Genomic DNA, 24,610 nt, shown 5'->3' on the forward strand with positions numbered 1-24,610 from the left:
ATGCCAACCTTAAAAATTGTCGTTATCGGTGGAGGTGCTGCCGGTTTTTTTGGCGCAATCACGGCCGCCGAAACTTTTCCGGATGCCGACATCACCTTACTCGAAAAAAGTAAAGCCGTACTGAACAAAGTCCGAATTTCGGGCGGTGGACGCTGTAACGTCACCCACTCGTGTTTCGATAACCGCAAACTGGTTAAAAACTACCCGCGCGGGGAGACTTTTCTGCGGCCGCTTCTCAAACAGTTCGATGCCACCGCCACCGTAAATTGGTTTGAGAGCCGGGGTGTCCGCCTGAAAACCGAAGCCGACGGCCGAATGTTTCCGGTTACCGATTCGTCAGAAACCATCATTTCCTGTTTACTCCAGGAAGCCGCCCGGTTAAAAATCCGGATACGAACCAGTTGCGGAGTCAAGTCGATCACCCGCCCGGATGACCAATGGCAGATCGAAACCCTGACCGACGAAACCCTCCTGGCTGACCGCATTCTGGTGGCCGTTGGCGGTTATCCGCAGGCGGTTTCCTACGGCTGGATTCCGGGACTGGATGAGCCCGAAAAGGAAACGCTCGTTCCGCCGGTGCCGTCGCTGTTTACGTTCAATACTCCCGACAATCCGTTGCTGACACTGGCGGGGGTTGCGGTGCCGGACGCCGTCATCCGCATTGCCGGCACGAAGCAGGAACAACGCGGGCCGGTGCTGATTACGCACTGGGGTTTCAGCGGCCCGGCGGTGTTGCGGCTTTCGGCCTGGGCCGCGCGCGATCTGGCGGAGGTGCAATACCGGCACGAAATCCGCATCAACTGGCTCGGTGCCCTGAACGAAAACCAGGTTCGGGAACAGATGCAGGCATTCCGGCAGCAACATCCGAAAAAACAGGTGGCGACGCAATCGCTCTTTGGCTTGCCCGCCCGTTTATGGTCGGCTCTGGCCACGGAAGCCGGTATTTCGCAAACCGAACGCTGGTCCGACCTACCCGCCAAAGCTCAAAACCGGCTCATCAACCTGCTGACCAACAACACCCATGCGGTTTCCGGGAAAAGTACATTCAAGGAAGAATTTGTGACCTGTGGCGGCATTGCCACCGACGCCATCAAGCCCGAAACGCTCGAAAGTCGGACGCAGCCGGGACTGTTTTTTGCGGGCGAAGTCCTGAACATCGACGGAATTACGGGCGGTTTTAATTTCCAGAATGCCTGGACCACGGGCTATGTCGTGGGGAAAAATATCGGATTGTAAGCGTCATTTGTGTTAGAAATTATTAGAAATATCGATCCGCTTTTCGCCCCGTCCTTCAGGGGAACGGGGCAGAAAGCGAAAGTCTTTTTTTAAAGCCTGTTCGAACAATAACCCCTTATGATTGAACCGATTCTGAAAGCCGTCGACCTCATCCAGTCTCTTTATACCGCTCAGCCCACCGTTGGCATCATTCTCGGCACCGGTTTGGGAGCCCTTGCCAACGAAGTAGAAATCGACGTGGCCATCCCGTATGCAACGATTCCGGGTTTTCCGCTCTCCACCGTCGAATCGCATTCCGGCCAGTTGATTTTCGGCAGTTTGTCGGGAAAACCGGTAGTCGTGATGCAGGGACGGTTTCACTATTACGAAGGCTATTCGATGCAGCAGATTACCTTTCCGGTGCGGGTGATGAAGTGGCTGGGCATCAAAACCCTGCTGATTTCCAACGCCAGCGGGGGACTGAATCCGGCGTTTCGGGTAAGTGATCTGATGTTGATCGAAGACCACATCAGCCTGCTGTTGCCCCAGAATCCGCTGACCGGCAAAAACCCGATTGAATTCGGCGACCGGTTTCCCGACATGAGCGAGCCCTACAACCCGGAACTGATCCGGCAAGCCGAATCCATTGCGAAAAAACTGGGTTTCCCGATTCAGAAAGGCGTGTATGTCGGCGTGACCGGCCCGCAGTTGGAAACCAGAGCCGAATACCGGCTGCTCCGCCAGTTCGGTGCCGATGCCGTCGGGATGTCGACCATTCCAGAGGTGATCGTTGCGCACCAAATGGGCCTGAAGGTGTTCGCCTGCTCGGTCATCACGGATTTGTGCATTCCTGAAACACTCGAAAAAGCCAGCCTGCCGAAGATTCTGGCCGCTGCTGCCGGGGCCGAACCCCGCCTGACGGCCTTGATGAAGGAACTGGTGGCAGGTCTTTGACGGGTGTTTTTTTGGGTAACAATGCCTTTTCGACACCATAGCGACCACTTCGTCGTTACTATATCAGTTTCAAGTGTTTATTTCTCTGTCGCAGGAAAATGCCAACGCTATCGCTCCCCCAGGTACTGGGAAACCATAACGTTTATAAAAACGAATCAGAACAGACCCTGACGGTTTTTGCGGAACTGTATCTCTACGGGTCCGTTGCTTCGGACGATCTTGCCCAGCGAATTGCCTACAACGTCGGACGAGTCTGGGACCGACCCGAAATCATTCTGTCGCTGGATGAAACGGATTACCTCATCCGGTTTCAGGTGAGCGGTTTTTACTGCGAAGACCCGCGGCCGCTGCTGCACAAAAACCGCGACTACAAAAAGCTGTTTTTCCGGATTGAAACCGAAACCGACAACCCACTGGGCGGTATTTCCTATATGGATGGCCGCAATAGCAACACCGGCTTTTTCCGGCTCGACAATGTTGGTTTCGAAGGTTCGACCACCGAAGCCCACGAAGTCGGCCACGGCTGGGGGCTGGTTCCGGGAACCCCCGACGGCCACCCGCTCGACCTCAACCTGATCGGAAAAGGCCAACCCGGCATCATGTATCCCCGCGGAACGCTGGTCGATCCTCAGTACCAGTGGAACCCCTCGGCCCGGCCCGGCGAGTTTGGCGGAACGCTCAAACCGGACAAACGGGTCGTCACCCTGGAAGACATTGCCATGCTGGGTCTCGACCAACTGGATTATGACTGGCAGGGCCGCGCCCGACTGGGCGGTTTGACGAATGTCTACCACGAAGGGCAGTCATCCTTGCCGATTGCCTGATCGGATACCCTGTCAGCGCCGGGCCGTCGATACGGTCAAAGACCCTGACAGGGTATCCGATCAGGCATCAATACACTTTTTCGTAATATTCCGTTGCCATGCGGTTCGAGTTGAAAAACGCGTTGACGTCGTTCATGCTTTGCAGCGTCAGTCGCTTCCAGTCAGCCGGTTTTTCGTAGTAGAGCGGCATGATTTCGTGTTCCAGTTGATCGAAAAAGTGGTTCCGGTCGTGCGCATCCCGTTCTTCGGGCGACAATCCGGGTTGGGCCACCGGCACGATGAACGCGTTTTTCTGATGCTCGGCAAACTCGCAAATCCAGCCGTCGAAGGTCGAGAAGTTGATTCCGGCATTCATGGCCGCCGTCATGCCGCTGGTGCCGGAGGCTTCGCGGGTCACCACGGGCGTGTTCAGCCACAGGTCCGCTCCGTCTTTCAACTGCTTCGATAACGCCAGTTCGTAACCCGTCAAAACCGCCATGTTTTTGTGTAGGTGACTCCGATACACCAGCGAATTGAAAATGTGCGTAGCGCTTTCGTCGGTCGGATACGGTTTTCCGGCCCAGATGAACTGAATGGGGTATTTGGGATGATTCATCAGGTGATGAAACCGCTCGTCGTCCTGCACCAGCAGATCCGGACGCTTGTACCCCGCAAACCGCCGGGCCCAGACGATCGTCAACACCTCCGGGTCGAACAGTTTGCCGCACTGATCCGCTACAGTTTTGAAAAGGGTCGATTTCAGGCTTTTTTTGCGTTCCAAAACAGCCTTTCCATCATCCTTTTTTCGGGCTTTTTCGAGTGCTTCGTCGGCCCAATACCGCTGATTCTGGGCGTTGGTGACGTGCGTTATTTCCGGAATGCCGCTGTACGAACCCCACAGATGCCGCGACACTTCGCCGTGCAGTTTCGAAACCGCATTGGCTTTCCGGCTCAGTCGCAATGCCGCCAGCGAGTGATTGAACACATCATCTTCGATACCGGTTATTTCGCGCACGGTTTCCAGCGGCACCTTCCCAAAGAAACTCATGACATTCAGTTGGTTGATGTCATGCTTCTCGTTGCCGGCCTCTTCGGGGGTATGGGTCGTAAAAACCATCCGTTTGCGAACTTCCTCTGCGCTGCCGTATTTCTGGTAGAGGTGAAAAGCCGCTGACACCGCGTGGGCTTCGTTCAGGTGATACACATCCGGTTCGTACTTCAATTCATCCAGCAGTTTTGCCCCGCCCAGGCCCAGCACCATACATTGTGCGATTTTAGCCGACGTAATGCTGTCATACAACCGGTGCGTGATGGAGCGGGCCAGCCAGTCGTTGCCTTCGATGTCCGTGGTCAGAAAAAACATCGGAACCGTGTCGAAGTGTTTGGGATTCAGGTAATACGCCTTGACCCAAACCGGCGTGTGGTGGACATCGATGGTAAATTTGATGTCGGTATCTTCCAGAAAACTGTAGATTTTTTCCCGGAACAGCACATCCATCGCGTTGTCGGTTTTGCGGGTCTGGTCATAATACCCATATTTCCAGAGCATGCCGATGCCGATCACATTCTGCTTCAGTTCAAAGGCACTCCGCATGTGCGATCCGGCCAGAAAACCCAGTCCGCCTGAATAGGTTTTGAAAGCCTGGTCGATGGCAAACTCCATCGAAAAATATGCAACGGATTTCTTGAATCGGGGATCAAATTCGTACGGGTGGCGAAACGCCTGGGGCAAGTTCGATTGGGTCATTCGGTTAAAATTTGGATGGGAACACGGATTGAACGTATCAAAACGGATTTTAATCTGTGTTCATCCGTTCAATCCGTGCTCCCATCCCGTTTAAATCGTTTTTAGTGCAAAGATATTCAAATGATTAACGTATTGTCAGTAATCGTCATCATCCTGAAACGCCCGATAGGCCCGGCTCAATTCCTGAAATGCTTTTTCATTTTTTTGCGCACGGGCCAGTTCAATTCCCTGCTGGTAGGTTTCCTCCGCTGCTGGCCGGTTTTCCTGTTCGGCATAGAGCGCAGCCGCATGGTAATAGGTTGGCAAATAGGATGGATGTTGTTCAAGTAACTGCTGGAAATACTGCAGAGCCTGAGCGGGTTGCTCATCCCGGTATTCCATCGCCAGGGCGTAAACATTGAAAGGATCTTCGGGTTGTTCTTCTATATAGTGAAGCAACAGTTGAATTCGAGTGTTATTCATAGGGATATAGTTTACGGTATACGGTTTTCAGTTTACGCCGGGCCATTGCTCCGGTGTTGACGCGTTCTGTCCGGCTTGCGTCAGACACCGTAAACCCCAAACCAAAAACCGAACACCAAATATTAGTATGCACGCATACGTTTTATTTAGGACAAGTTTGTATTTTTGCCGCCATCACCTCTAAACCACAGACAACATGAAGATTTTAGTGTGTGTCACCAGTGTTCCGGACACGATCACCAAAATTACCCTCACGGACAACAATACCAAACTCAATAAAGCCGGTGTGCAGTTTATTACCGGCCCTTACGACGATTATGCCCTTTCGCGGGCCGTCGAGTTAAAAGAACAACTGGGAGGCACTGTTACGGTTTTGAACGTGGGCGAAGCCGACGCCGATCCGGTGATTCGGAAGTGCCTTGCTATTGGTGCCGACGACGCTATCCGGGTCAATGCCGAGCCAACGGACGCCTATTTTGTGGCCGAGCAAATTGCCGCCATTGCCAAAGAAAACCGCTACGACCTGATTCTGATGGGCCGGGAGTCCATCGACTACAACGGTGGTCAGGTCCACGGCATAGTGGGCGAAATGCTGGGACTTCCGTCCATCTCGCCGGTTATGAAGTTAGCCATCGACGGTTCAACGGCCAAAATCACGCGGGAAATCGAAGGTGGTCACGAAGAACTGGAAGCCGGTTTGCCGCTGGTGCTGGGCTGTCAGGAACCAATTGCCGAATGGAAAATCCCGAATATGCGTGGCATCATGAGCGCCCGAACCAAACCGCTCAAAGTGGTGGAACCCTCTGGCAAAGACACCCTCACCCACATTGCCAACTACGAACTCCCCCCCGCCCGCGGAGCCTGCAAAATGATCCCCGCTTCGGAAGCCGAAACGCTGATCAAATTGTTGCGAACGGAAGCGAAAGTGATCTAAATGAAGAGTTATTACACAGAGTTGATCAGGGGACATCAAAGGTTATCAGAGAAAAAAAACTCTGATTGACCGCCGGGCGGCCCCGTCTGATTTTCTCTGATCAACTCTGTGTGATAACCAATTCCCAACCTTTAAAGCCATACTAATATGTCAGTTTTAATTTTTGCAGAACTCGATGAAGGTGCGTTGAAAAAATCATCGCTCGAAGCCATATATTACGGTTCAAAAGTAGCCGCCCTCACCGGCACATCCGCCACCGCCATTGTCCTGGGCGAAGGCAACGCCGACGAACTGGCGAAAGCCGGGCGGTTTGGCGCGACCAAAGTGCTGCACGCCAGTGATGCCCAACTGAACGAAGGCAACGCCATGGCCTACGCCAGTGTGGTGGCCGAAGCCGCCAACCAGGAAGGAGCCGACGTCATCGTGCTGACGAAATCATCCCTGGCCGATTCGATGGCAGCCCGGCTGGCCGGAAAACTGAAAGCCGGACTGGCAGCCAACGTGATCGAGTTGCCGGATGTGAGCAGCGGTTTTCGGGTTAAACGCAGTATTTTCACCGGGAAAGCGTTTGCCTTCACCGAATTGACGGCGGAGAAAAAAATTCTCGCCATCAAGAAAAATACCATTACGCCGGAAGAAACCGAAGCCACGGCGACAGTTGAAGGGTTCAAACCGGCTCTGAATGACACCGATTTTGCCGTTAAGGTGACCAAGGTTGAAAAAGCCACCGGCGACATTCTGCTGCCTGAAGCAGATCTGGTCGTTTCGGCCGGGCGCGGACTGAAAGGCCCGGAAAACTGGGGAATCGTCGAAGATCTGGCAAAGGCACTGCACGCGGCCACGGCCTGTTCCAAACCGGTTTCGGATCTGGACTGGCGGCCCCACCACGAGCACGTCGGACAAACCGGCATCAAAATCAGCCCGAATCTCTACATCGCCTGCGGCATTTCCGGTGCCATTCAGCATTTGGCCGGTGTGAACTCATCGAAGGTCATTGTAGTTATCAACAAAGACCCTGAAGCACCGTTTTTCAAATCAGCGGACTATGGCATCGTCGGCGATGTGTTCGAAGTGTTGCCCCGGCTGACGAAAGCGGTACAGGAGTTGTAATTTGGGGCGTTGGGGCGTTTAGCGGTTGTCGAATTGGGGATTTTTTAGTTTCTGGTGAAAAAACTCCTAAACCCTCCAACCGCTAAACTCCCAAACTCTATTAACTTTGCGCCGTGGAGAAGATTAGACTTGAAATCTTAGGTTTGTCGCCCAGCCAATCGCAGTCGGGTTCATTTGCATTGGTATTGGGAGAAGAATATGGGAACCGCCGGTTGCCAATCATCATCGGTATGTTTGAAGCTCAGGCCATTGCCATCGAGATCGAGAAGATTGTGCCCAACCGACCGATGACCCACGACCTCTTTAAATCATTTGCTGACAAATTCGGCTTTACGGTTCGCGAAATCGTGATTTCCGACCTGCGGGAAGGGATTTTCTTTGCCCGGATCGTTTGCACCGACGGCACGCGGGAAACCGTTGTCGATGCCCGCCCGTCCGACGCCATCGCGATTGGCATCCGGTTTAACGTTCAGATTTACACCTACGAATCCATCCTTTCAGAAGCCGGCATCACCGCCAGCGTCACCGACGAAAGCGAGGAACAGGAAGAACTGGTTCCCCAGCCCGCGTCCCGCTCGTCCCGCTCGTTGACCGAACAACTCAAGGATATGACGCACGACGAGTTGCAGCAATCGCTGGACGAAGCCCTGAAAAAGGAGGAATACGAAAAAGCCGCCAAGATTCGGGACGAAATGAGCCGTCGTAATTAGTCTTCCTTTTGCCAAAGCCAACCGAAGGCTGTAAATTAGTACTTTCACCCCTGATTCAAGCGGTATGCCTGAAGTACCCAACGATACCAATAACCGTATTTCCAACGAGTCGGAACGCCGGAGCGATGCCCCTGCGGAACGTTCGCTGAATTTTATCGAGCAAATTGTTGAAGAAGATAGGGCCAGCGGTAAAAACGGAGGCCGTGTTCACACGCGTTTTCCGCCCGAACCCAACGGCTATTTGCACATCGGTCACGCCAAATCCATTTGCCTGAACTTTGGTCTGGCGGATAAATACGGCGGAAAAACCAACCTCCGCTTCGATGACACCAACCCCGTAACCGAAGATACCGAGTACGTTGAGTCGATCAAAGCCGACGTCCGCTGGCTGGGTTTCGAATGGGAAAATGAGTTTTATGCTTCGGATTATTTCGATCAGCTCTACGCTTTTGCCGAAAATCTGATTCAGAAAGGCTACGCCTATGTCGATGACTCGACGGCAGAAGTGATTGCTGCTCAGAAAGGTACACCCACAGAACCGGGAAAAGACAGCCCGTATCGGACGCGGTCGGTGGAGGAAAATCTGGATTTGTTTCGTCGGATGAAAGCCGGGGAATATCCGGATGGAGCCAAAGTGTTGCGCGCCAAAATCGATATGGCCTCGCCCAACATGCACTTCCGCGACCCGATCATGTACCGGATCAAACACGCCCATCACCACCGGACGGGCGATGCATGGTGCATTTATCCGATGTACGATTTTGCCCACGGGCAATCGGATTCCATCGAGCAGATTACGCACTCGCTTTGCACCCTTGAGTTTGAAGTTCACCGGCCGGTTTACGACTGGTATATCGAGAAACTGGGAATTTTTCCTTCCCGACAAATTGAATTTGCGCGGCTGAACCTGACGTATACCGTCATGAGCAAGCGGAAACTGCTGCAATTGGTCAACGAGGGCCACGTGAATGGCTGGGATGATCCACGGATGCCGACCATTGCCGGGATTCGCCGTCGCGGCTACACCTCCGCCAGCATTCGGGAGTTTGCCGACCGGATCGGGATTGCGAAACGCGACAACCTGATCGACGTGGGCCTGCTCGAATTCTGCATTCGGGAAGAACTGAACAAAACCACAACGCGGGTGATGGCGGTGGTCGACGAAAAACCGATCAAAGTGGTGCTGACCAATTATCCGGAAGGCCAGGTCGATGAAGTGGCGATTGAAAACAACCCTGAGGACCACGAGAGCGGCCACCGCAACGTGCCTTTTTCGCGGGAACTCTACATTGAGCGGGATGATTTTCTGGAAAATCCGCCCAAAAAATACTTCCGGTTGTCGCCCGGCGGCATGGTCCGGCTCAAGGGTGCTTACATCATCAAATGCGAGGAAGTCATCAAGAATGATGAAGGGGATATTGTAGAACTGCGCTGCATATACATTCCCGAAAGCCGGAGTGGTTCCGATACGTCGGGCATCAACGTGAAAGGGACGATTCACTGGGTTTCGGTGGCGCACGCCGTCGAAGCCGAAGTGCGGTTATACGACCGGCTTCTGACGAGTGAAGATCCCTCATCGGAAGACCGTGACTTTAAGGAGTTTATCAATCCAAAGTCGCTTGAAATAGTCCGGGCTTACGTTGAACCTTCGCTAAAAACCGCCCATGCCGGGGATCGTTTTCAGTTTATCCGCAAAGGCTATTTCTGCATCGATCCGGATTCCACCACCGACAAACTGGTTTTTAACCGGACGGTGACGTTGAAGGATACCTGGGCGAAAGAGCAACGAAAATCATAAGGTTTACGGTTTTCAGTTTACGGTTTTCGGTGGCTGACGCATTCGAACCCGCACGCGTCAGCCACCGAAAACCGTAAACTGAAAACCGTAAACTTAGCCCAACCAGACTTCTACCCCTATGACTCCACAACAGGAAAAACTACAGCAGGACGCAGCCGAGGTGATGGAAAAACGGATGCCTTTTTTGAATAAAGAGAAGAAGCATACCATAACCGTTGAACCGGACGCGTCGGATTTGACCATCGACGGTTTGGACGATGAGGAAGAAACGATTGTAAAGGAAATTCTTCGAAAAGAATACGGGTATACGGACCTGAACTGATTAGTCTTCTTTGACGGGTTCGGTGTTTTTTTGCGGGGGTAACGTTCGGACTTCCCGCTCTTTTTCCTGCTGTTCGACATACACCGCATACTCGGCAGGCTCGATTTTGATGCCGTAATGTTCCGCGTAAACCTGTGTGAACTCCGCCCCGAAATACAGGATGGCGGCCGTATAATAAATCCAGACCAGAATGACGATTAGTGATCCAGCGGCCCCGTAAGTGGAGCCGGTGCTCGTGGTTTCGATGTAGAGCCCGATCAAATACCGCCCCAGCATGAAGAGCAAAGCGGTAAAAATAGCCCCCCAGCGAATGTCTTTCCAGGCAATTTTCGCATCCGGCAGCACTTTAAAGATCACACCGAATAAAACCGTGATGACGCCAAAGCTGATGAGGAAGTTGAGCACTTCCACAAAAATGACGGCCAGCCCCGGAAAATGCCGGGTGAGTGTGTCGCTCAATGCCAGAATGATTCCGTTGACGATCAGCGATACGACCAGCAAAAAACCCAGACTAACGATCAGCGAGGACGATAACAGCCGGTCTTTCAACAATTTCACCCATCCCCGTTTCGGTTTGGCCTTCACCCGCCAGATCAGGTTGATCGAATCCTGAATTTCAACAAAAATGCTGGTGGCACCCAGAATCAGCGTAAAAATACCGGTGACCAGGGCCACGTTCGTTTTTCCGGAAAGCTCCACACTTTTGATCATTTCCTGGATCTGAATGGCCGCCTGGTTACCGACCAGACCATTGATCTGCGAAAAAACCTGCCCCCGGATGGCTTCCTGGCCGTAAAAAATACTGGTAATTGAAATCAATAAAACCAGCAACGGTGCCAGGGAAAAAACCGTATAATAGGCCAGGGCGGCACTGAGCTTTAATCCCCGGTCGTTCATGAAACCGTTGAAAGTCCCCAGTAAAAGCGTCCAGGCGTCGGAGAAGAGTTTTTTGAATTTTAATTGTGCCATATCGTCGGTGGTGGATTTCAGAAGTAAGAGCTGAGAAGTAAAACCAGAGACCAACAAACACCACTCATCTCCTTCTTTTGCCACTTCTTCTCTCCCACTTCTCTTGTCTTTTTTCTTTACCCTTAGTCTATTCTAAACCAGAACGGTAACGCGTTGTTTGGGTCTTCCGATAAACAAACCGACATTTTTGGTGGTTTTAGAAGAGGCCGCTGAAAGAAATCGGCTCTCTCATTTATAGACATCACACAACATGAAACTCAACATTGGTCTTGATCAGGACACCCTTAAACAAGTCAACGAACTGCTGAACGCCCTTCTGGCCGATCAGCATGTGTTATACATCAAAACCCGGAAATACCACTGGAATGTGAGCGGGCCGAGCTTTCTGGAATACCACGAGTTTTTTGAGAAACAATACACGCAGCTTGAAGCCGCCATCGACGAAGTGGCTGAACGCATCCGTACGCTGGGCGGCCGTCCGCTGTCGACGATGGAGGATTTCCTGAAACACACCAGTTTAAAGGAAGACAAAAGCAGCGAAGTGAAAACCGAAGATATGTTCAAACGGCTGCTGGACGATCACGAACAATCGATCCGCGAACTGCGGGAAGACGTCAGCAAGTGCGAGGAACTGGAAGACGCCGGTACCGCCGACTTCCTGACCAATCTGATGGAAGAACACGAAAAAATGGCCTGGATGCTGCGGAAATATTTGTCATAACCCCCCGGCTTCGGAGAAAAACCCCGGTTTCCTGACGGATGCCGGGGTTTTTCATTGGAGGAAACCATTCTAGTGAGCGAACTATCCGTGTATTTTGTTATTTTTGGTAAATACGATTTCCATGAGTATGGTAACGACTGTTAAATCGACATTGGCGGAGGCCCTTCAACCTTACTTTTCTCAACAACCCGTTGTGCGTGTCTATTTATTTGGCTCTCTTGCCCGCGGAGAAGAAAACGAGGACAGTGACATCGATTTACTAGTCGAGTTTGCGAAAGGAGCTACTTTGTTTGATCAAGCTCGAATTTCCTGGCAATTGGAAGAATTACTAAACCACAAAGTTGACGTCATTTCCGAAAGCGGGGTTGCTTCCACAATCCGCCCTTTCATCGACCAGGATCGGATTCTAATTTATGAAAAGTAGTCTTGGCGATCGACAATCCAACCTGAATGAAGTACATTGTCTTTTCATGCCAATCATCCTGATCTGAATATCCCTTACTGCCAGATGCTTTACCATTCCCTTAATCGTTTTACCGTTTCCTAATTAATTCCGTTTCCCAGACGAAAAAGAAGGTAGATTGTACCGATCATACCGGTATGACTTCATCCTAACTCCTTCAAAGCCATGTGGAAACGTCTCGCCATCGTTGCTTCGACTCTTCTGATTCTCACGGTTATTCGTTGCACACCCACGCCACATCAGGTTCCGAATGACTCGCTAAAAGTCTGGCTGGTGGGACTGGATGGAAAAACCCTTCTACTCGATCAGAAATCGGCTGAGTCCGTTCCCCCACCACCGGTTAAAGCAGATAAGAACGGGGTTTATTACGGTACCCGGTTCGCCCTCAGCCCGGAGCAATTTTCCCGCTTAAAACAGGCCAAAAATCCGGCGGTTATCCGGGTTCTCTACGGCGAAAAAGATCAGTTTCTGAGGGCCGAAGCCTTCCCGCTTTCGCAGCTTCTCAAAGAAGGCAATATTGATTTGCCCGACGCCCAGCTCATTTTGCCCAAAGCCGTTCAGATTGATTATCAGGTGCTGGACTACCCCACTCCACTGACGTTGCCGATGCTTATTCAGGAAATAGATTTCCGGAAATATCCGTGGAATGCCTACGGAAGGCTTATCATCCGTCTCCCGCATCGGTTCGTGTGCTACTTTACCACCACCTCCCCCTGCGAACTGGAACGCTGCCTGCGGTATCCGCCGGAATTCAATTTTGAAAGCATCGAAATCCTGGCCAATGCCGGTCCGGCCGTCATCAAAACGCTGACCTCCGCCGATTGTGCCGTTACCCTGGCAGCCTCTCAGGCCTTCAGAACGGCGGGCCCAAGTGCCACCTTTAAAATCCGGGCTACACTCAGACGGTTGCGCGCGGCCCCGGCAAGCCCGGTATATTCGTTCCGCTATTCCAGCTCATCTCTGCCCTCGCGCCTGGAAGCCTCGAACCTGGTAAGCGTCGATTTATCCAGTCTGGCAACCCTGGCAGTTGGTGCCACCCAAACCGTTGATTTTGAGCTAAACTGGGTTCTTCCTACGGGCATTGGGGCCAAAGATTTCTTTATCGTCAACAATGCCACCTACGACGCGATTGTGGCCAAAGGCGGTTGCACCACCCCCAACACCATGCAATATTACGCCGAAGACCGGTTTCGGTTCAATCTGAACGGAGCCGTTGGCGGCTGTTTGTAAAGGCGTTACTCCACCACCCGAACTTTCAAAAAGCTGCTGCCATACACCCGGTGGGTGGCTTTTTGAAAGTCGGCTTCGCTGGCGTTGTGGATGTTGGGAACAAACTTCTGCGGGTTGCGGTCGTAGAGCGGGAACATCGTGCTTTGCACCTGCACCATGATGCGGTGCCCTTTTTTGAAGGTGTGCAGCACATCGATCAGTTCATAATTGACGGCGGTAATTTCCCCCGGCTTAAACGGTTTGGGTTTCGTTTTGTCTTCCCGGAACTTGCCCCGAAATGCGTCATGCCGGATCATCTGCTGAAAACTGCTCATCTTCTCGTTTTTGGCGGTATTGGCGTTGTCCTTCGCGTCCCCCGGATATACGTCGATCAGCTTCACCATCCAGTCGGCATCGGTGCCGGTGGTCGAGACCTTCAGATTGGCTAACATATTCCCCGCCAAGGTAACGTCTTTGTCCAGTACGTCGGTCTGGAACACCAGTACATCGGGTCGGCGGGCGGCAAAACGCTGGTCTTCCACCATATAATCGCGGTTCATGTCGAGCGAAATGGTTTCGGTAAACGGCACGGGTTTCGCCGGATCGGAGACAAATTCCGAAAAACCGGTGTTGCTTGCCGGAGCCTCAAACGCCAGTTTTCCACCCGGCAACAGATACAAACTCTTTTCGACGGCGGCTTTGGGTGGCCAGGCATCGAAGCTGCGCCATTGGTTCGTTCCGGTTTCAAAAACCTGGGCTTCGGGAAATTTGGCGTCACCCTCCCCTTTCAGGAAATAGGCAAAGAATTTCCGCTCAATGTTTTCCTGAAAATACGGCCCGGTTTTTTCACCAAAATTCACACTGCCCAACTGCTCACCCGTGTCGTTCCAGCCGCCATGCGTCCACGGCCCGGCCACCAGAATGTTGTAAATGCCGGGATTCTGTTTTTCAATGGCCGAATAGGTTTTGAAAATACCGTGTAAATCCTCGGCGTCGTACCAGCCACCGACAATCATGACCGCGTGTTTGATGCCTTTCAAATGCGGCAAAATATTCCGCGATTGCCAGAATTCGTCGTAATTCGGATGCGCCAGATTGCCGTTCCAGTACGGATCTTTGCCGCCGTATAATGCCGGTTTCTGCGAATTTTTCATCGGGCCGAGGTTCAGAAAGAATTCATACCCGTCTTCGGTGCCGTAGTTAAACTCGGTCGTAGCTACGGTTTTCGTCGGTTTTCCGTCCGTCCGGTTCGTAAAATAGGGGTAGAAATTGAAGTTATGCGGAATCAGAAAAACGCCGTTGTGGTAGCTGTCGTCCCGCCAGAGATCAGCCATCGGAGCCTGCGGGGAAGACGCGACCAGCGCCGGATGCCCGCTTAACGCCCCGACTGAGGCATAAAAACCGGGATAACTGATGCCCCACTGCCCGACTTTTCCGTTGTTGTTCGGAATATTCTTAATTAGCCAATCCACCGTGTCGTAGGTGTCCGTGCTTTCGTCCACGTCGGTTTTGGCCTTCTTATTGGGAATCTGTGGGGTCATTTCCTGAAAAATGCCTTCACTCATCCAGCGACCCCGAACGTCCTGATACACAAAGATGTATTTATCCTTCATCACAAACTCGGAAGGACCAAACCGACGGGCCGGAAACTGATCCGCGCCGTAAGGTCGGCAGGAATATGGCGTCCGTTGCATCAGAACCGGGTACTTCTTTTCGGCCGAAATGTCTTTCGGCACATACACCGCCGTGAAAAGTTTGACCCCGTCGCGCATCGGAATCTGGTATTCAACCTTCGTATAATTTTCTTTGATGAAAGGATTGGCAGCCGGAGCCTGCGCAAAACTGCCAACGGAAAGGGCCAGGAAACAACCAATCAGAAATTGTATTTTCATAAAAGGACCCACGGATTGAAGTCCGTGATTTTCTAGTGTTTGTAGTGTAATCAATCCATAACCAAGCACGGACTTCCTGATTTAAATAAAATAACCGCCGATGTAAATTTTACCAGCCCACTGCCGCTCTGGCGGCCCCGTTTAGCTGTGGGTAAAGCGAAAAAGCCCCCCCTGCTACCAGAACCGTTTTAACGGTTTCGTCTTCCGGCAAACCGTTAAAACGGTTTCATCTGGATTCGGTTTCATCTGGATTTTCCCACAGCTAAAGCTGTGGGCTGATAAGCCAAACTCGTAATCCGGCGGTTTTTTGGTTTAAATCAACGAGTCCGTGAGTACTTTCCTATTCATTCTGCAACGACTGCGTGGGGTTGGCCAGAGCCGCTTTTACCGTCAGGTAGCTGATGGTTGCCAAGGCGATCACCACCAGAATCAGCATTGGAACCAGCCAGTGAATCGGGTTCAGTTCAATCCGAAACGCGTAGACCGACAGCCACTGCGTCATCAAATACCACGAAACCGGAATCGCCAGCAGGCCCGCCAATAGCAACAAGCGAACGGATTCCCAGGCCAGCAACCGCAACACGCTGGCCACCGACGCGCCCAGTACTTTCCGAACACCGATTTCTTTGGTTCGCCGGGCCGTGCTGTAAGACGTCATCCCGAACAACCCCATGCAGGCAATCAGAACGGCCAACGACGAAAACAGAATGAAGGTACGGCCAAACTGCCGGTCCTGCCGGTATTGCTGGTTGAAAAAATCGTCCAGAAAAAAGTAATCCATCGACGATTCCGGAAAAAACCGCCCCCACACGGTTTGCACTTTTTCGACCAGCCCATCCACCTGATCGGTACTGATTTTCAGCGAATAAAAATCCGTCGGCAACCAGCGGTAATCGGGGTCCATGAACAGAATCAAGGGCGTGAATTGCTTCTGGAGCGACTGCTGGTGGTAATCTTTCACAACGCCAATGATCTCGTTGGGCCGGTCGTGGGTCGATTCCAGCAGCACTTTTTCGCCGATGGCCTGTTCGTTGGACTGAAAACCGAATTGCTTCACCGCCGATTCGTTCAGCACCAGCCCCAGCGAATCGGCGGGGCGGTTGCGGTCGAACGAGCGGCCCGCGACCAGCTTCAGATCGAAAGTTTTGATAAAATCGAAGTCGATCATCAGCATTTCATACAGCCGGTCGGCGCTGGGTTCTTCGTGCAAACGACGGTTGGCCAGCATCTGCCCCACCTCCTTGCCCGGAACCGCACCCGAACCCGTCACCTCCGTTATGCCCGGAATGGCCTTCAATTCGTTTTTCAGCGTCTGGGTTTTCTGGCTGTAGTTCTCGGTTTTCACCGGTGCTTTCAACACCAGCACCTGATCGACCCGGACGCCCAGATTCTGGTTCATCATGAACGACAGTTGACGCCAGGCGACAAACGTGCCCACGATCAACACCATCGAAGCGGCAAACTGAAACACGACCAGTCCTTTGCGCAAAAACGCTCCGCTGCCCGTAAACCGGTATTGCCCTTTCAACGCCAGCGCGGGTTTGACCTGCGACAGCACCAGCGCCGGATAAATTCCGGAAATGGCCACACCAAACCAGAATATCAAGGCAAAAAGACCGTACTGGCCGGGTTCCGACCAGTCGAATGAGGAATTTTGCAGATCCAGAAAGACGGGCAAAACAAAATGAGCCACAAATACCAAAAGAATCGCAAGCACCAGCGCCAGCCCGTTGAGCAGCAGCGATTCGAACAAAAACTGAAACACCAGCAGGGCCTTGTGCGAGCCAACGGTTTTCCGAATCCCGATTTCTTTAGCCCGATCCATCGCCCGGGCGGTCGAGAGGTTGATGTAATTGACCCAGCCGATAATCAGGATCACGAAGGCAATGGCCGACAGAAACTGAACCGCCCGCCGGTTTCCTTTCACCTCGATTTCGTTCTGCGTAGCCGGATTCAGGTGAATGTCGTGCAGGGGAACGAGGTCAATGGCCCAGACGTGGTCGCGAAGGGCTTCGGCGGTTTTGTATTTTTCGGACAAAGCCGGAAACTTGGCGATCACCTTTGCGGGGTCGGTCTGCGGACGAAGCCGCACGAAGGAATAGCTTTCGTGCTGGTACCAGAAATCCCAGTTCCGCCGGTTCGAGGTAGTCCACGACAGCAACATGTCGAACTGCATGGTGGAGTTGGACGGCAAATCGGCAAAAACGCCCGTTACCTGGCAATGGTAGGAACTGGCGATGGTACTGACATCCAGGTATTCCCCCAGTGGATCAGTGTTGCCAAAATACCGCCGGGCCGCCGACTCCGAAATCACGATCGTGTTGGGAGACGCCAGAAAAGTGTTACGATCGCCTTTGAGAACCGGGTAGTTGAAAAACGTAAAAAAGTTGGTATCGGCAAAACAGACGTGGTTCTCCCGAAACTTGGTTTCTTCTTGCCGCACCACGCGGGTCGAACCACGCCAGGCAATGCGGGTGTAGGTTTCAATTTCCGGAAAGGCCTGTTTCATGGCCGGCACATAGCCGTTGGAGCTGGTGGCCCAATGATCGGTTTCGACACCATTCTTGAAAAACACGCTTTCGACCCGGTAAATCCGCTCGCCATCCGGGTGAATCCGGTCGTAGCTCTGTTCAAAGCGGACGTAACCGGAAATGAGCAGGAAAGCCGCCATGCCAAACGCCAGACCGGTGACGACGATGCCGGTGTAGACTTTATTGCGGAGAATGGTTCTAAAAACAACGGTACAGTAGTGTCGGAGCATTGGCCGGAACGGGAGGAAAAGGATTCCAGAACGCTGGAATCGCCTGTTTGTTCTGTAAAGTACAAATTAATGAGAGAAAAAAACGCTGACGCCCGACAAAAGTTGAAGGTCATTTTTTGATGTATTTTTCCAGCGCGTTCACGTAATTTTCAAAAGCCGTAAGGCCCAAACCCGTAATTTTACACAGGGTTTGGGGGAAATTATCTTTATAGCCTTTTGTCACTTCAATGTATCCCGCGTCTTTCAGTTTTGTAATCTGAACGCTCAGATTACCCGCCGTGGCCCCGGTTTTTTCGCGCAGAAACGTAAACTCCGCTTCCTGAACGCTGATCAATAAGGACATCACGGCCAGACGCAACTGCTGGTGCAGCAAGGGATCAAGTTCATCAAACATCTCAGTTCCTGTAATTTAACCGCAGCAAATGCCCGGGAATGATGTAGCTGCAGGTGACGGCTAATCCAAGTAACAACAATTGGTATTCAAACGGCACGAAAAAAGCCACAATGGCAATTGGCCAATTCAGGGCACCCCCAATGATCAACGGTTTGAAACGCAGGGCTCCACCGGACACGAAAGTCCCGATGCCGTACAAAAGGATTAAAATCGGGTACGTTTTCTCCATCCCGAGTTTAGGCATGAAGGCCAGCAGGATGATGATCGAAACGATAAAAGCCGCCCATAAATAGGCCATAAATTCACCAATGTAGGTTTTAACCGGTTGCCGTTTCACCATCCGGCTGACAAAAACCGCATTGATGATCCCCGCAATCGGCATCGTGGCCCAGGGCAGATACGGGTACGCAAAAGTAGTCATGGTCATCAAAAGGTAATGCGTCACACTGGCAAATAACACCAGCCAGCCCCACATCAGATAGAGGGTGCCGTCGTCCTGGATGGTTTTTTTGGCAGAATCGATCATGGCATGAATCACCCGAAGGCTTTCCTGTTCGTTCATTCGCGGTTCGGTTTCCATTCGTTTTCAGGGAGTTCGTTATTTTAGTTTGTCTAAGGTCATTTCAAAATTTTGATACCATTTCTGGCCGTCCGGACTGTATTCACCGATTTCGTGCCACTGCCCTTTTTCGTTCAATTTGATGGTGTACCGGATTTTTCCGCGCTGAACATCAAATCCCCATTCCAGCCAGTTATCCCCTTTCACGTCCAGATAGGCTTCTTTGGCATTGCCCTCGGCGGTATAGGCTTTCATCGAATACTTCCGGTTTAGGGAATCATAAGCCGCAACCGCCAGTGCCTGAAACACCACCTTGTCCTGCTCCCGACCCGTTCCTTCGATCAGCAGCACCCTTTTGTTAAGTTTAAATTGCACATGCTCCGACTGAACCAGGTTCAGCTCTTTTCCCCGGCCGACTATCGCCTTCGCCGGACCTTTCCACTGCCCTTCCAGGAAACTCAGTTTTTGCATCGCATCTCCCGTTTGCGCATACGTCCGGAAGGTGGACATCACTAAAAAAAGCAGCAACACCAATGAAAGTACTAAATTTTTCATGATAAAGTAGTTTATATTGTAAACTAAGTCGGTAAAAATATATCCCGATGCGGGACTGTGGCACAAACATAAAGTAGTTTATAATATAAACCAAATAGCGGCAATAAAAATTATCCGAAATTGCTACTCCTGACCAAAAGTGAATTATTTTTAGCCAATTGATCGTTGTAATAGCAATTAGTGTATATACATCGTTTCATGGCCCATTCGCCAACTGGAAGAAAAACCGCATGAAGCAGTACCAACATCCCACCATCGACCAGATTACCTTAACCGGTATTTTACACGCGCTAAGCGATCCGGTGCGGCTGAATTTTGTGCGAAGTCTGGATCAGTATGCGACGGAGCAACGCTGCGGGGCCATTGCGACGCCCGTTGCCAAATCGACGATGTCGCACCATTTACGGGTTTTACGCGAGGCTGGCATCATTCGTACCCGAACCGAAGGGACGCAATGTCTGACTTCCCTCCGACTGGACGAATTGGAAACAAAATTTCCGGGTGTGGTGAAATCCGTTCTGAGTGCTGTCGATCAGGCCGAGTCCGTTTCTCAATAAAACACCTCCGTTTTGTTGCCTTCCAACTGTTTGATCAGGTTGGCAGAAACGGTTTTTTGCTCGCTGACGGGATTGCCACGGACGAAAAGCTTTTTAAGCGTTTGAATCCGGGTCAGGCTGGAAGGCAGGTCGGTCAGGCGATTGTGACTCAGGTCGAGTTCTTCCAGATAAGGAAGTGTCAAAACCGGGTCGGGAACCGTGACAAAGGCGTTGTGACTGACATCCAGAATCCGTAGATAATAGAGTTTCTGAAGGCTCGCGGGTAAACTGCCCAGAAAATTATGGTGCGTATACAGCACCTGAAGTTTCCGCAACCGGCCCAGATTTTCCGGCAAAGTGTTTAGTTTGTTGTTGGAAATGGCCAGTTGCTGGAGTCGTGGCAAGCGGCAAAGGCGCTCCGGCAGCGCGCGTAAGTTGTTGTAATACAGATCCAGAACTTCCAGTTGGCGCAACCGGCGGATTTGATTGGGCAGCACATTCAGCTTCGCCTTATACAGATTCAGGTCTTTGAGTCGGCGCAACCGGCGGAAAGGGGCCGTATTGAGACCTCCCGAAAAATCATTCAAACCGAGCCAGAGACTTTCCAGCCGCCGGTTGCGGGAAACGGATTTCGGAATCGCCGTGATTTTGGTCGACTGAATATTCAGAATTTTTAAATGTTTGTTGCGGGCCACGTGCAGGCCCTCGTTGCCCAGCGGGTTGCCGGAAACATTAAGTTGCTTCAGGGTCGGAATCAGAAACACTTTTTCGGGAATCACGCTCAGGCTGTTAACACTCAAATCCAGAATTTCCAGTTTCGGAAACCGGTAAATCACCTCGGGCACCTCCTTCAGTTCCAACGTGTTCAATACCAGATTTTTGACGGTATCCGGACGGGCGGTTTTCTCCGCTTCCGCCAGCGTAGTCATAATCCCCGGCCCTTTTCGCAGTTTGCGTTTGGAAGGCAGTTTACCTATCGCCAGTGCGGAGGAAAACCGGTACGGTTTGTCCCCGGTGACGGGGAAACGATAGGTCGAAAACCAGGGGCACAAAACCGGGTCGATTCGCTCTTTCAACCGGAGTGTGGCCATGCTGTCGGAGCGCATAACGGAGAAATTCCGGCCCACTTCATAAAAAACCCGGTTGAGGGAGCCATCGGGGTTGGCATACAGGTTGACGATCAGGTAGCAAGTGGTGTCCTGCAGAACGTTGGCCTGCTTAAGCATCTGGTTGAAGTCTTTCCCAAACTGCTCACTCAGTTCATGCCATTTTTTTTCGTTCGGCTCCATTTCATCAACCGTCCGAAAACCGGGCTGGCGGGTTCGGAAACCCGGATCAATGATCGTTTGCGCCAGAACGTATTCTTTCGCCAGCTTTTTAGAAGCCGCATCGTGCTCCGGTTTGGTCAGGCAAACGGTTTGAGCCGACAACGTCCCGGAGATCAGGATTCCGGCGAATATGACGAGGTAATTTAACATGAGAAAAAGCCTTTAACGTATCGTTTAGGTGAACAACGGTAAATATAGTTGAATTATTGACATCTTCTACTTTTTTACGGTTATCACACTGAAAGTCGTTGCGAGCAGATTGAAACAAGGCCATTTTTAAAAGCAAAGAGGGCTTGTCCAGAAACGGACAACTTTCCGTACCAAACCGGACAGCTGAGTGAGGGAATGGAATGAATGTCTATTGGTAATCTAGCCCACATTTTCATTCTCCCGCAGCCCTTCGACCTGCCCCGCTAGGGGCTCAACAGCGAAGCGTCGGTAGCACAAAGCCAGGAATCCTCCGCCAGCGTGCCGATAGGTACGCGACCCACCGCCAGTTTAATGCGAATTGTCGCGTACCTATCGGCACGCTGGCGTCAAAAATAATCCCATTTTCTACCGACGCTGCGCTGTCCAATCCCTGCGGGACAAATAACCCGGATCAAATACGGTTTTCTATTTTAACATTTATTACGAAAACTTTCGTATCAAAAACTTGACTTCTACGAAACGATTCGTATATCTTTGTTACGAAATAGTTCGTAGGTCTGAATTCGTTGTCGACAACCGCGCAAACTACCGTTTCGAACAGTAAACAAAAACCATGAAACCAACCGAATCTGAACTGGAAATCCTGCAGGTGCTTTGGGCGAAAGGCCCCAGCACCGTGCGACAGGTGAACGAACACCTGAGCCAAACGCGCGACATCGGGTATACCACGACCCTGAAACTGATGCAGATCATGCACGAAAAAGGACTCCTGAGCCGTACCGAAGAAGGCCGTTATCATGTGTATCAGGCCCTGATTGGGGAAGAAGAAACGCAGCAGCATTTGCTCGACCGGTTTGTCGACACGGCTTTCCGGGGTTCGGCCATGAAGCTGGTGATGCAGGCCCTGGGCAACAGCAAGGCCACGCCCCGGGAACTCGAAGAATTGCAAAAACTGATCAACCAACTGAATCCCGAAAACAACGAACCAAATGAACAACTTTAACGTGTTTTCAGAACCCTTTACAACTGCGCTGGGCTGGGCGTTGGTGCACACGCTCTGGCAGGGAACTCTGCTCGTGGCGGCAGCCGCTCTGGCGTTGCGACTGACCCAAAACCGCCCGGCGTCGGTGCGCTACGGCATCGGCATCGGAACGCTCTCTTTGCAACTCCTGGCTTTCATGGCAACCTTCTGGCTGGGTTACGAACCAGTCCGAACCACCCTGTCAATCCAGGGCGACCGGCAAACCGCCATTGTGCGGGATTTGTCCTTCACCAGCGATTGGTCGGCTCAACTGATGAACTGGCTTCATCCGCATTTGCCCCTGCTCGTGACAGTCTGGTTTTTGGGGGCGGTTTTGCTCATGGTGCGGTTGTTGGGCGGTTGGGTGTTCGTCCAGCGATTGACGCGGAGAAATAACCGTCCGGCACCGGAAGCCTGGCAGACGTATGTGCAGAAGGTGGCCGATCAGCTTGGCATCATGAAGGCCATCCGGCTGGTGGAGTCGGCGGAAATAGCGGTGCCGATGACCATTGGCTGGCTAAAACCGGTCATTCTAATTCCCGTCGGTTTGCTGGCCGGTTTGTCGCCCCGGCAGGTCGAAGCGGTGCTGGTCCACGAACTGGCGCACATCCGGCGGTATGACTACCTGGTCAATCTGGTGCAGTCGGCGGTCGAGATTGTTTTGTTTTTTCACCCCGCCATCTGGTGGCTCTCGGCCCGGGTTCGGGAAGAGCGGGAGCATTGCTGCGACGATGTGGCCATTCAGTTGCGCGGAGAACGGGCCAGTCTGGCGCAGGCGCTGGTGCAGATCGAGGAACGTCGGCAGGCGCTTGCTTCGACGCCCACGCTGGCGATGGCTTTTGGTGCCCGCAGGCCATCCCTGGTGCAGCGCGTAAAACGGGTCATTGGCGTGCGTGAACTACCATCGTCCAAACCGAACGGGTTACTGGCAGTGGGTTGTCTGGTGTTGCTCGCCGGTTTGGTAACGGGCCAGCGTGTCGATCGTCCGGCGAACGCCAGCCGTGAGCATGGAGACACCAGGATGATCAATGCCTGGCATTCGGATACGAACCTCCAGCGGTCGGTTCCGGAAGAAGTCAGCATCAAGGTCGTTGAAAAACCGGAACCACTTTCCCTTTCAATCGATACGGATGCGGTTGACCCTGCAGTGCGCATTCGGCTGGAAACAGAACTCGATCATCACCTGGAACAGGTAGAACGGCTGGGGCGCGAAATGGAGAAAATTCACCTGCCCATGCTCCAGCTTGAGAAGCAACTGGAGTTGGAAACCAAACTGGAGCATCTGACCGATCAGGAAATGGAAAAGGTGAACCAGCAGATGGCAAAGCTCCAGTCATTGACTTCAGGACACCTGCGGCTCTTCACCGATTCAATGGCGACTTTTTCGGCGAAAATAGCGGGTATGGCCGAAAAGGCGAGTCTTCACGCCACTGAAGTCCTCCGGTTGCAGGAGAAAGTGCTCCAACTGGATTCAGTGCCAGCCATTGCGCCGGTTCCCGCTGCGCCCTCTCGTCCTGCCCGGATACCCAAACCGGCGGGTGTAAAAGGGCAGTATTGGTACAACGGCAAACGCTACAACCGTCCGGAAGACATGCCGAAAGCACCCAATCCACCGGTTCCACCTGCTCCCGCTGACGCCCCTGATCTGCCAGCAGCGGCAATGGCTCCAGTCCCACCCATTCCACCGGCAGCCCCACCGGAACCACCTGTTCCGCCCGCACCGGCAGAAGGGGATGAAGTCACCACCTGGTCAACGACAGGAGGAAACGTAATACATATCAAAACGAAAAACGCTCAAAAAGAAAAGGCCACGAAACCGGCCAGTCCAGCCAAAGCGAAAACCGCTCCGAAAAAACAGGAAGAGTAGAAAAGAAGAGCGGAACCATTACCGCCAGGCCCCTGAAAAAGTAGACCCCGCTCCCGGCGCACTGCTTTTTCAGGGGCCTTGTTTTAAATTAAATCGAACTATGAGCTGATGCCCTTGCCTAATCGTCGTT

General features: G+C 52.2%; 23 protein-coding genes. 14 read left to right on the top strand and 9 right to left on the bottom strand.

What is annotated here, in order from left to right; genetic code table 11:
* From ACO064_RS00945 to ACO064_RS00955, 3 genes are all read left to right on the top strand, one after another.
* Positions 1-1,236 carry an NAD(P)/FAD-dependent oxidoreductase gene (locus tag ACO064_RS00945; protein ID WP_421825555.1) on the top strand — a complete coding sequence of 412 codons (1,236 nt, stop codon included), beginning with the start codon at positions 1-3 and terminating at the stop codon, positions 1,234-1,236.
* 117 nt (positions 1,237-1,353) lie between these two features.
* Positions 1,354-2,169: a purine-nucleoside phosphorylase gene (locus ACO064_RS00950; protein ID WP_421825556.1), complete on the top strand. Its 816-nt coding sequence runs from the start codon at positions 1,354-1,356 to the stop codon at positions 2,167-2,169.
* A gap of 98 nt (positions 2,170-2,267) precedes the next feature.
* Positions 2,268-2,993: a hypothetical protein gene (locus ACO064_RS00955; RefSeq protein ID WP_421825557.1), complete on the top strand. Its 726-nt coding sequence runs from the start codon at positions 2,268-2,270 to the stop codon at positions 2,991-2,993.
* Between the two features lie 67 nt (positions 2,994-3,060).
* On the opposite strand, the gene glgP is transcribed toward ACO064_RS00955, so the two are convergent.
* Positions 3,061-4,719: an alpha-glucan family phosphorylase gene (glgP, locus tag ACO064_RS00960; RefSeq protein WP_421825558.1), complete on the bottom strand. Its 1,659-nt coding sequence runs from the start codon at positions 4,717-4,719 to the stop codon at positions 3,061-3,063.
* A 135-nt stretch (positions 4,720-4,854) separates the two neighbouring features.
* Positions 4,855-5,181, bottom strand: coding sequence for a tetratricopeptide repeat protein (locus ACO064_RS00965; protein WP_421825559.1), 327 nt, complete (start codon positions 5,179-5,181; stop codon positions 4,855-4,857).
* A gap of 196 nt (positions 5,182-5,377) precedes the next feature.
* Here ACO064_RS00965 and ACO064_RS00970 point away from each other — a divergent pair, with 196 nt between their 5' ends.
* The 5 genes from ACO064_RS00970 (at position 5,378) to ACO064_RS00990 (ending at position 10,055) form a co-directional block, all read left to right on the top strand.
* Positions 5,378-6,115: an electron transfer flavoprotein subunit beta/FixA family protein gene (locus ACO064_RS00970; RefSeq protein ID WP_421825560.1), complete on the top strand. Its 738-nt coding sequence runs from the start codon at positions 5,378-5,380 to the stop codon at positions 6,113-6,115.
* 147 nt (positions 6,116-6,262) lie between these two features.
* Positions 6,263-7,225, top strand: coding sequence for an electron transfer flavoprotein subunit alpha/FixB family protein (locus tag ACO064_RS00975; protein WP_421825561.1), 963 nt, complete (start codon positions 6,263-6,265; stop codon positions 7,223-7,225).
* A 113-nt stretch (positions 7,226-7,338) separates the two neighbouring features.
* Complete coding sequence (locus ACO064_RS00980) at positions 7,339-7,935, top strand: bifunctional nuclease family protein (RefSeq protein WP_114408903.1); 597 nt, start codon at positions 7,339-7,341, stop codon at positions 7,933-7,935.
* Positions 7,936-7,999: 64 nt separating this feature from the next.
* Positions 8,000-9,733: a glutamine--tRNA ligase/YqeY domain fusion protein gene (locus ACO064_RS00985; RefSeq protein ID WP_421825562.1), complete on the top strand. Its 1,734-nt coding sequence runs from the start codon at positions 8,000-8,002 to the stop codon at positions 9,731-9,733.
* Positions 9,734-9,851: 118 nt separating this feature from the next.
* Complete coding sequence (locus ACO064_RS00990) at positions 9,852-10,055, top strand: hypothetical protein (protein WP_114408901.1); 204 nt, start codon at positions 9,852-9,854, stop codon at positions 10,053-10,055.
* On the opposite strand, the gene ACO064_RS00995 is transcribed toward ACO064_RS00990, so the two are convergent.
* The gene (locus ACO064_RS00995; RefSeq protein ID WP_421825563.1) at positions 10,056-11,024 is read right to left on the bottom strand and encodes a YihY/virulence factor BrkB family protein; all 969 of its coding nucleotides are present in this window, start codon (positions 11,022-11,024) and stop codon (positions 10,056-10,058) included.
* 250 nt (positions 11,025-11,274) lie between these two features.
* Here ACO064_RS00995 and ACO064_RS01000 point away from each other — a divergent pair, with 250 nt between their 5' ends.
* The 3 genes from ACO064_RS01000 to ACO064_RS01010 all read left to right on the top strand — a co-directional run bounded on the left by ACO064_RS01000 (position 11,275) and on the right by ACO064_RS01010 (position 13,438).
* Entirely contained in the window at positions 11,275-11,745 is a 471-nt protein-coding gene (locus ACO064_RS01000) for a Dps family protein (RefSeq protein WP_138991601.1), read from the top strand.
* A 127-nt stretch (positions 11,746-11,872) separates the two neighbouring features.
* A complete protein-coding gene (locus tag ACO064_RS01005; protein WP_150874523.1) occupies positions 11,873-12,169 on the top strand; it encodes a nucleotidyltransferase family protein in 297 nt (98 codons plus the stop codon).
* A 204-nt stretch (positions 12,170-12,373) separates the two neighbouring features.
* On the top strand, positions 12,374-13,438 hold the full coding sequence (locus ACO064_RS01010) for a hypothetical protein (RefSeq protein WP_421825564.1): 1,065 nt from the start codon (positions 12,374-12,376) through the stop codon (positions 13,436-13,438).
* Between the two features lie 5 nt (positions 13,439-13,443).
* Here ACO064_RS01010 and ACO064_RS01015 read toward each other — a convergent pair whose 3' ends face one another.
* The 5 genes from ACO064_RS01015 to ACO064_RS01035 form a co-directional block, all read right to left on the bottom strand.
* Positions 13,444-15,309: a CocE/NonD family hydrolase gene (locus ACO064_RS01015; RefSeq protein ID WP_421825565.1), complete on the bottom strand. Its 1,866-nt coding sequence runs from the start codon at positions 15,307-15,309 to the stop codon at positions 13,444-13,446.
* A 340-nt stretch (positions 15,310-15,649) separates the two neighbouring features.
* Entirely contained in the window at positions 15,650-18,070 is a 2,421-nt protein-coding gene (locus tag ACO064_RS01020) for an ABC transporter permease (RefSeq protein WP_421825566.1), read from the bottom strand.
* A gap of 109 nt (positions 18,071-18,179) precedes the next feature.
* Positions 18,180-18,464: a winged helix-turn-helix domain-containing protein gene (locus ACO064_RS01025; RefSeq protein WP_421825567.1), complete on the bottom strand. Its 285-nt coding sequence runs from the start codon at positions 18,462-18,464 to the stop codon at positions 18,180-18,182.
* Position 18,465: 1 nt separating this feature from the next.
* Positions 18,466-19,044, bottom strand: a complete 579-nt coding sequence (locus ACO064_RS01030) for a hypothetical protein (RefSeq protein WP_421825568.1) — start codon at positions 19,042-19,044, stop codon at positions 18,466-18,468.
* A gap of 18 nt (positions 19,045-19,062) precedes the next feature.
* A complete protein-coding gene (locus ACO064_RS01035) occupies positions 19,063-19,578 on the bottom strand; it encodes a hypothetical protein (RefSeq protein WP_421825569.1) in 516 nt (171 codons plus the stop codon).
* A gap of 230 nt (positions 19,579-19,808) precedes the next feature.
* Here ACO064_RS01035 and ACO064_RS01040 point away from each other — a divergent pair, with 230 nt between their 5' ends.
* A complete protein-coding gene (locus tag ACO064_RS01040; RefSeq protein ID WP_421825570.1) occupies positions 19,809-20,135 on the top strand; it encodes an ArsR/SmtB family transcription factor in 327 nt (108 codons plus the stop codon).
* On the opposite strand, the gene ACO064_RS01045 is transcribed toward ACO064_RS01040, so the two are convergent.
* Entirely contained in the window at positions 20,129-21,592 is a 1,464-nt protein-coding gene (locus ACO064_RS01045; protein ID WP_421825571.1) for a leucine-rich repeat domain-containing protein, read from the bottom strand. The genes ACO064_RS01040 and ACO064_RS01045 overlap by 7 nt on opposite strands.
* A gap of 613 nt (positions 21,593-22,205) precedes the next feature.
* Between ACO064_RS01045 and ACO064_RS01050 the strand changes: the two genes are divergently transcribed.
* Both ACO064_RS01050 and ACO064_RS01055 read left to right on the top strand, forming a co-directional pair.
* Entirely contained in the window at positions 22,206-22,595 is a 390-nt protein-coding gene (locus ACO064_RS01050; RefSeq protein WP_421825572.1) for a BlaI/MecI/CopY family transcriptional regulator, read from the top strand.
* On the top strand, positions 22,582-24,480 hold the full coding sequence (locus tag ACO064_RS01055) for a M56 family metallopeptidase (RefSeq protein ID WP_421825573.1): 1,899 nt from the start codon (positions 22,582-22,584) through the stop codon (positions 24,478-24,480). The genes ACO064_RS01050 and ACO064_RS01055 overlap by 14 nt, the downstream gene beginning before the upstream one ends.
* Positions 24,481-24,610: the final 130 nt, after the last annotated feature.

This window comes from Larkinella sp., assembly GCF_965227735.1.
Lineage (GTDB): Bacteria > Bacteroidota > Bacteroidia > Cytophagales > Spirosomataceae > Larkinella.

Bases quoted from the DNA above. Each gene is read 5' to 3' on its own strand.
- ACO064_RS00945 (WP_421825555.1), top strand. From the start codon at position 1: ATGCCAACCTTAAAAATTGTCGTTATCGGTGGAGGTGCTGCCGGTTTT.
- ACO064_RS00950 (WP_421825556.1), top strand. From the start codon at position 1,354: ATGATTGAACCGATTCTGAAAGCCGTCGACCTCATCCAGTCTCTTTAT.
- ACO064_RS00955 (WP_421825557.1), top strand. From the start codon at position 2,268: ATGCCAACGCTATCGCTCCCCCAGGTACTGGGAAACCATAACGTTTAT.
- glgP (WP_421825558.1), bottom strand. From the start codon at position 4,719: ATGACCCAATCGAACTTGCCCCAGGCGTTTCGCCACCCGTACGAATTT.
- ACO064_RS00965 (WP_421825559.1), bottom strand. From the start codon at position 5,181: ATGAATAACACTCGAATTCAACTGTTGCTTCACTATATAGAAGAACAA.
- ACO064_RS00970 (WP_421825560.1), top strand. From the start codon at position 5,378: ATGAAGATTTTAGTGTGTGTCACCAGTGTTCCGGACACGATCACCAAA.
- ACO064_RS00975 (WP_421825561.1), top strand. From the start codon at position 6,263: ATGTCAGTTTTAATTTTTGCAGAACTCGATGAAGGTGCGTTGAAAAAA.
- ACO064_RS00985 (WP_421825562.1), top strand. From the start codon at position 8,000: ATGCCTGAAGTACCCAACGATACCAATAACCGTATTTCCAACGAGTCG.
- ACO064_RS00990 (WP_114408901.1), top strand. From the start codon at position 9,852: ATGACTCCACAACAGGAAAAACTACAGCAGGACGCAGCCGAGGTGATG.
- ACO064_RS00995 (WP_421825563.1), bottom strand. From the start codon at position 11,024: ATGGCACAATTAAAATTCAAAAAACTCTTCTCCGACGCCTGGACGCTT.
- ACO064_RS01000 (WP_138991601.1), top strand. From the start codon at position 11,275: ATGAAACTCAACATTGGTCTTGATCAGGACACCCTTAAACAAGTCAAC.
- ACO064_RS01005 (WP_150874523.1), top strand. From the start codon at position 11,873: ATGGTAACGACTGTTAAATCGACATTGGCGGAGGCCCTTCAACCTTAC.
- ACO064_RS01010 (WP_421825564.1), top strand. From the start codon at position 12,374: ATGTGGAAACGTCTCGCCATCGTTGCTTCGACTCTTCTGATTCTCACG.
- ACO064_RS01015 (WP_421825565.1), bottom strand. From the start codon at position 15,309: ATGAAAATACAATTTCTGATTGGTTGTTTCCTGGCCCTTTCCGTTGGC.
- ACO064_RS01020 (WP_421825566.1), bottom strand. From the start codon at position 18,070: ATGCTCCGACACTACTGTACCGTTGTTTTTAGAACCATTCTCCGCAAT.
- ACO064_RS01025 (WP_421825567.1), bottom strand. From the start codon at position 18,464: ATGTTTGATGAACTTGATCCCTTGCTGCACCAGCAGTTGCGTCTGGCC.
- ACO064_RS01030 (WP_421825568.1), bottom strand. From the start codon at position 19,044: ATGGAAACCGAACCGCGAATGAACGAACAGGAAAGCCTTCGGGTGATT.
- ACO064_RS01035 (WP_421825569.1), bottom strand. From the start codon at position 19,578: ATGAAAAATTTAGTACTTTCATTGGTGTTGCTGCTTTTTTTAGTGATG.
- ACO064_RS01040 (WP_421825570.1), top strand. From the start codon at position 19,809: ATGAAGCAGTACCAACATCCCACCATCGACCAGATTACCTTAACCGGT.
- ACO064_RS01045 (WP_421825571.1), bottom strand. From the start codon at position 21,592: ATGTTAAATTACCTCGTCATATTCGCCGGAATCCTGATCTCCGGGACG.
- ACO064_RS01050 (WP_421825572.1), top strand. From the start codon at position 22,206: ATGAAACCAACCGAATCTGAACTGGAAATCCTGCAGGTGCTTTGGGCG.
- ACO064_RS01055 (WP_421825573.1), top strand. From the start codon at position 22,582: ATGAACAACTTTAACGTGTTTTCAGAACCCTTTACAACTGCGCTGGGC.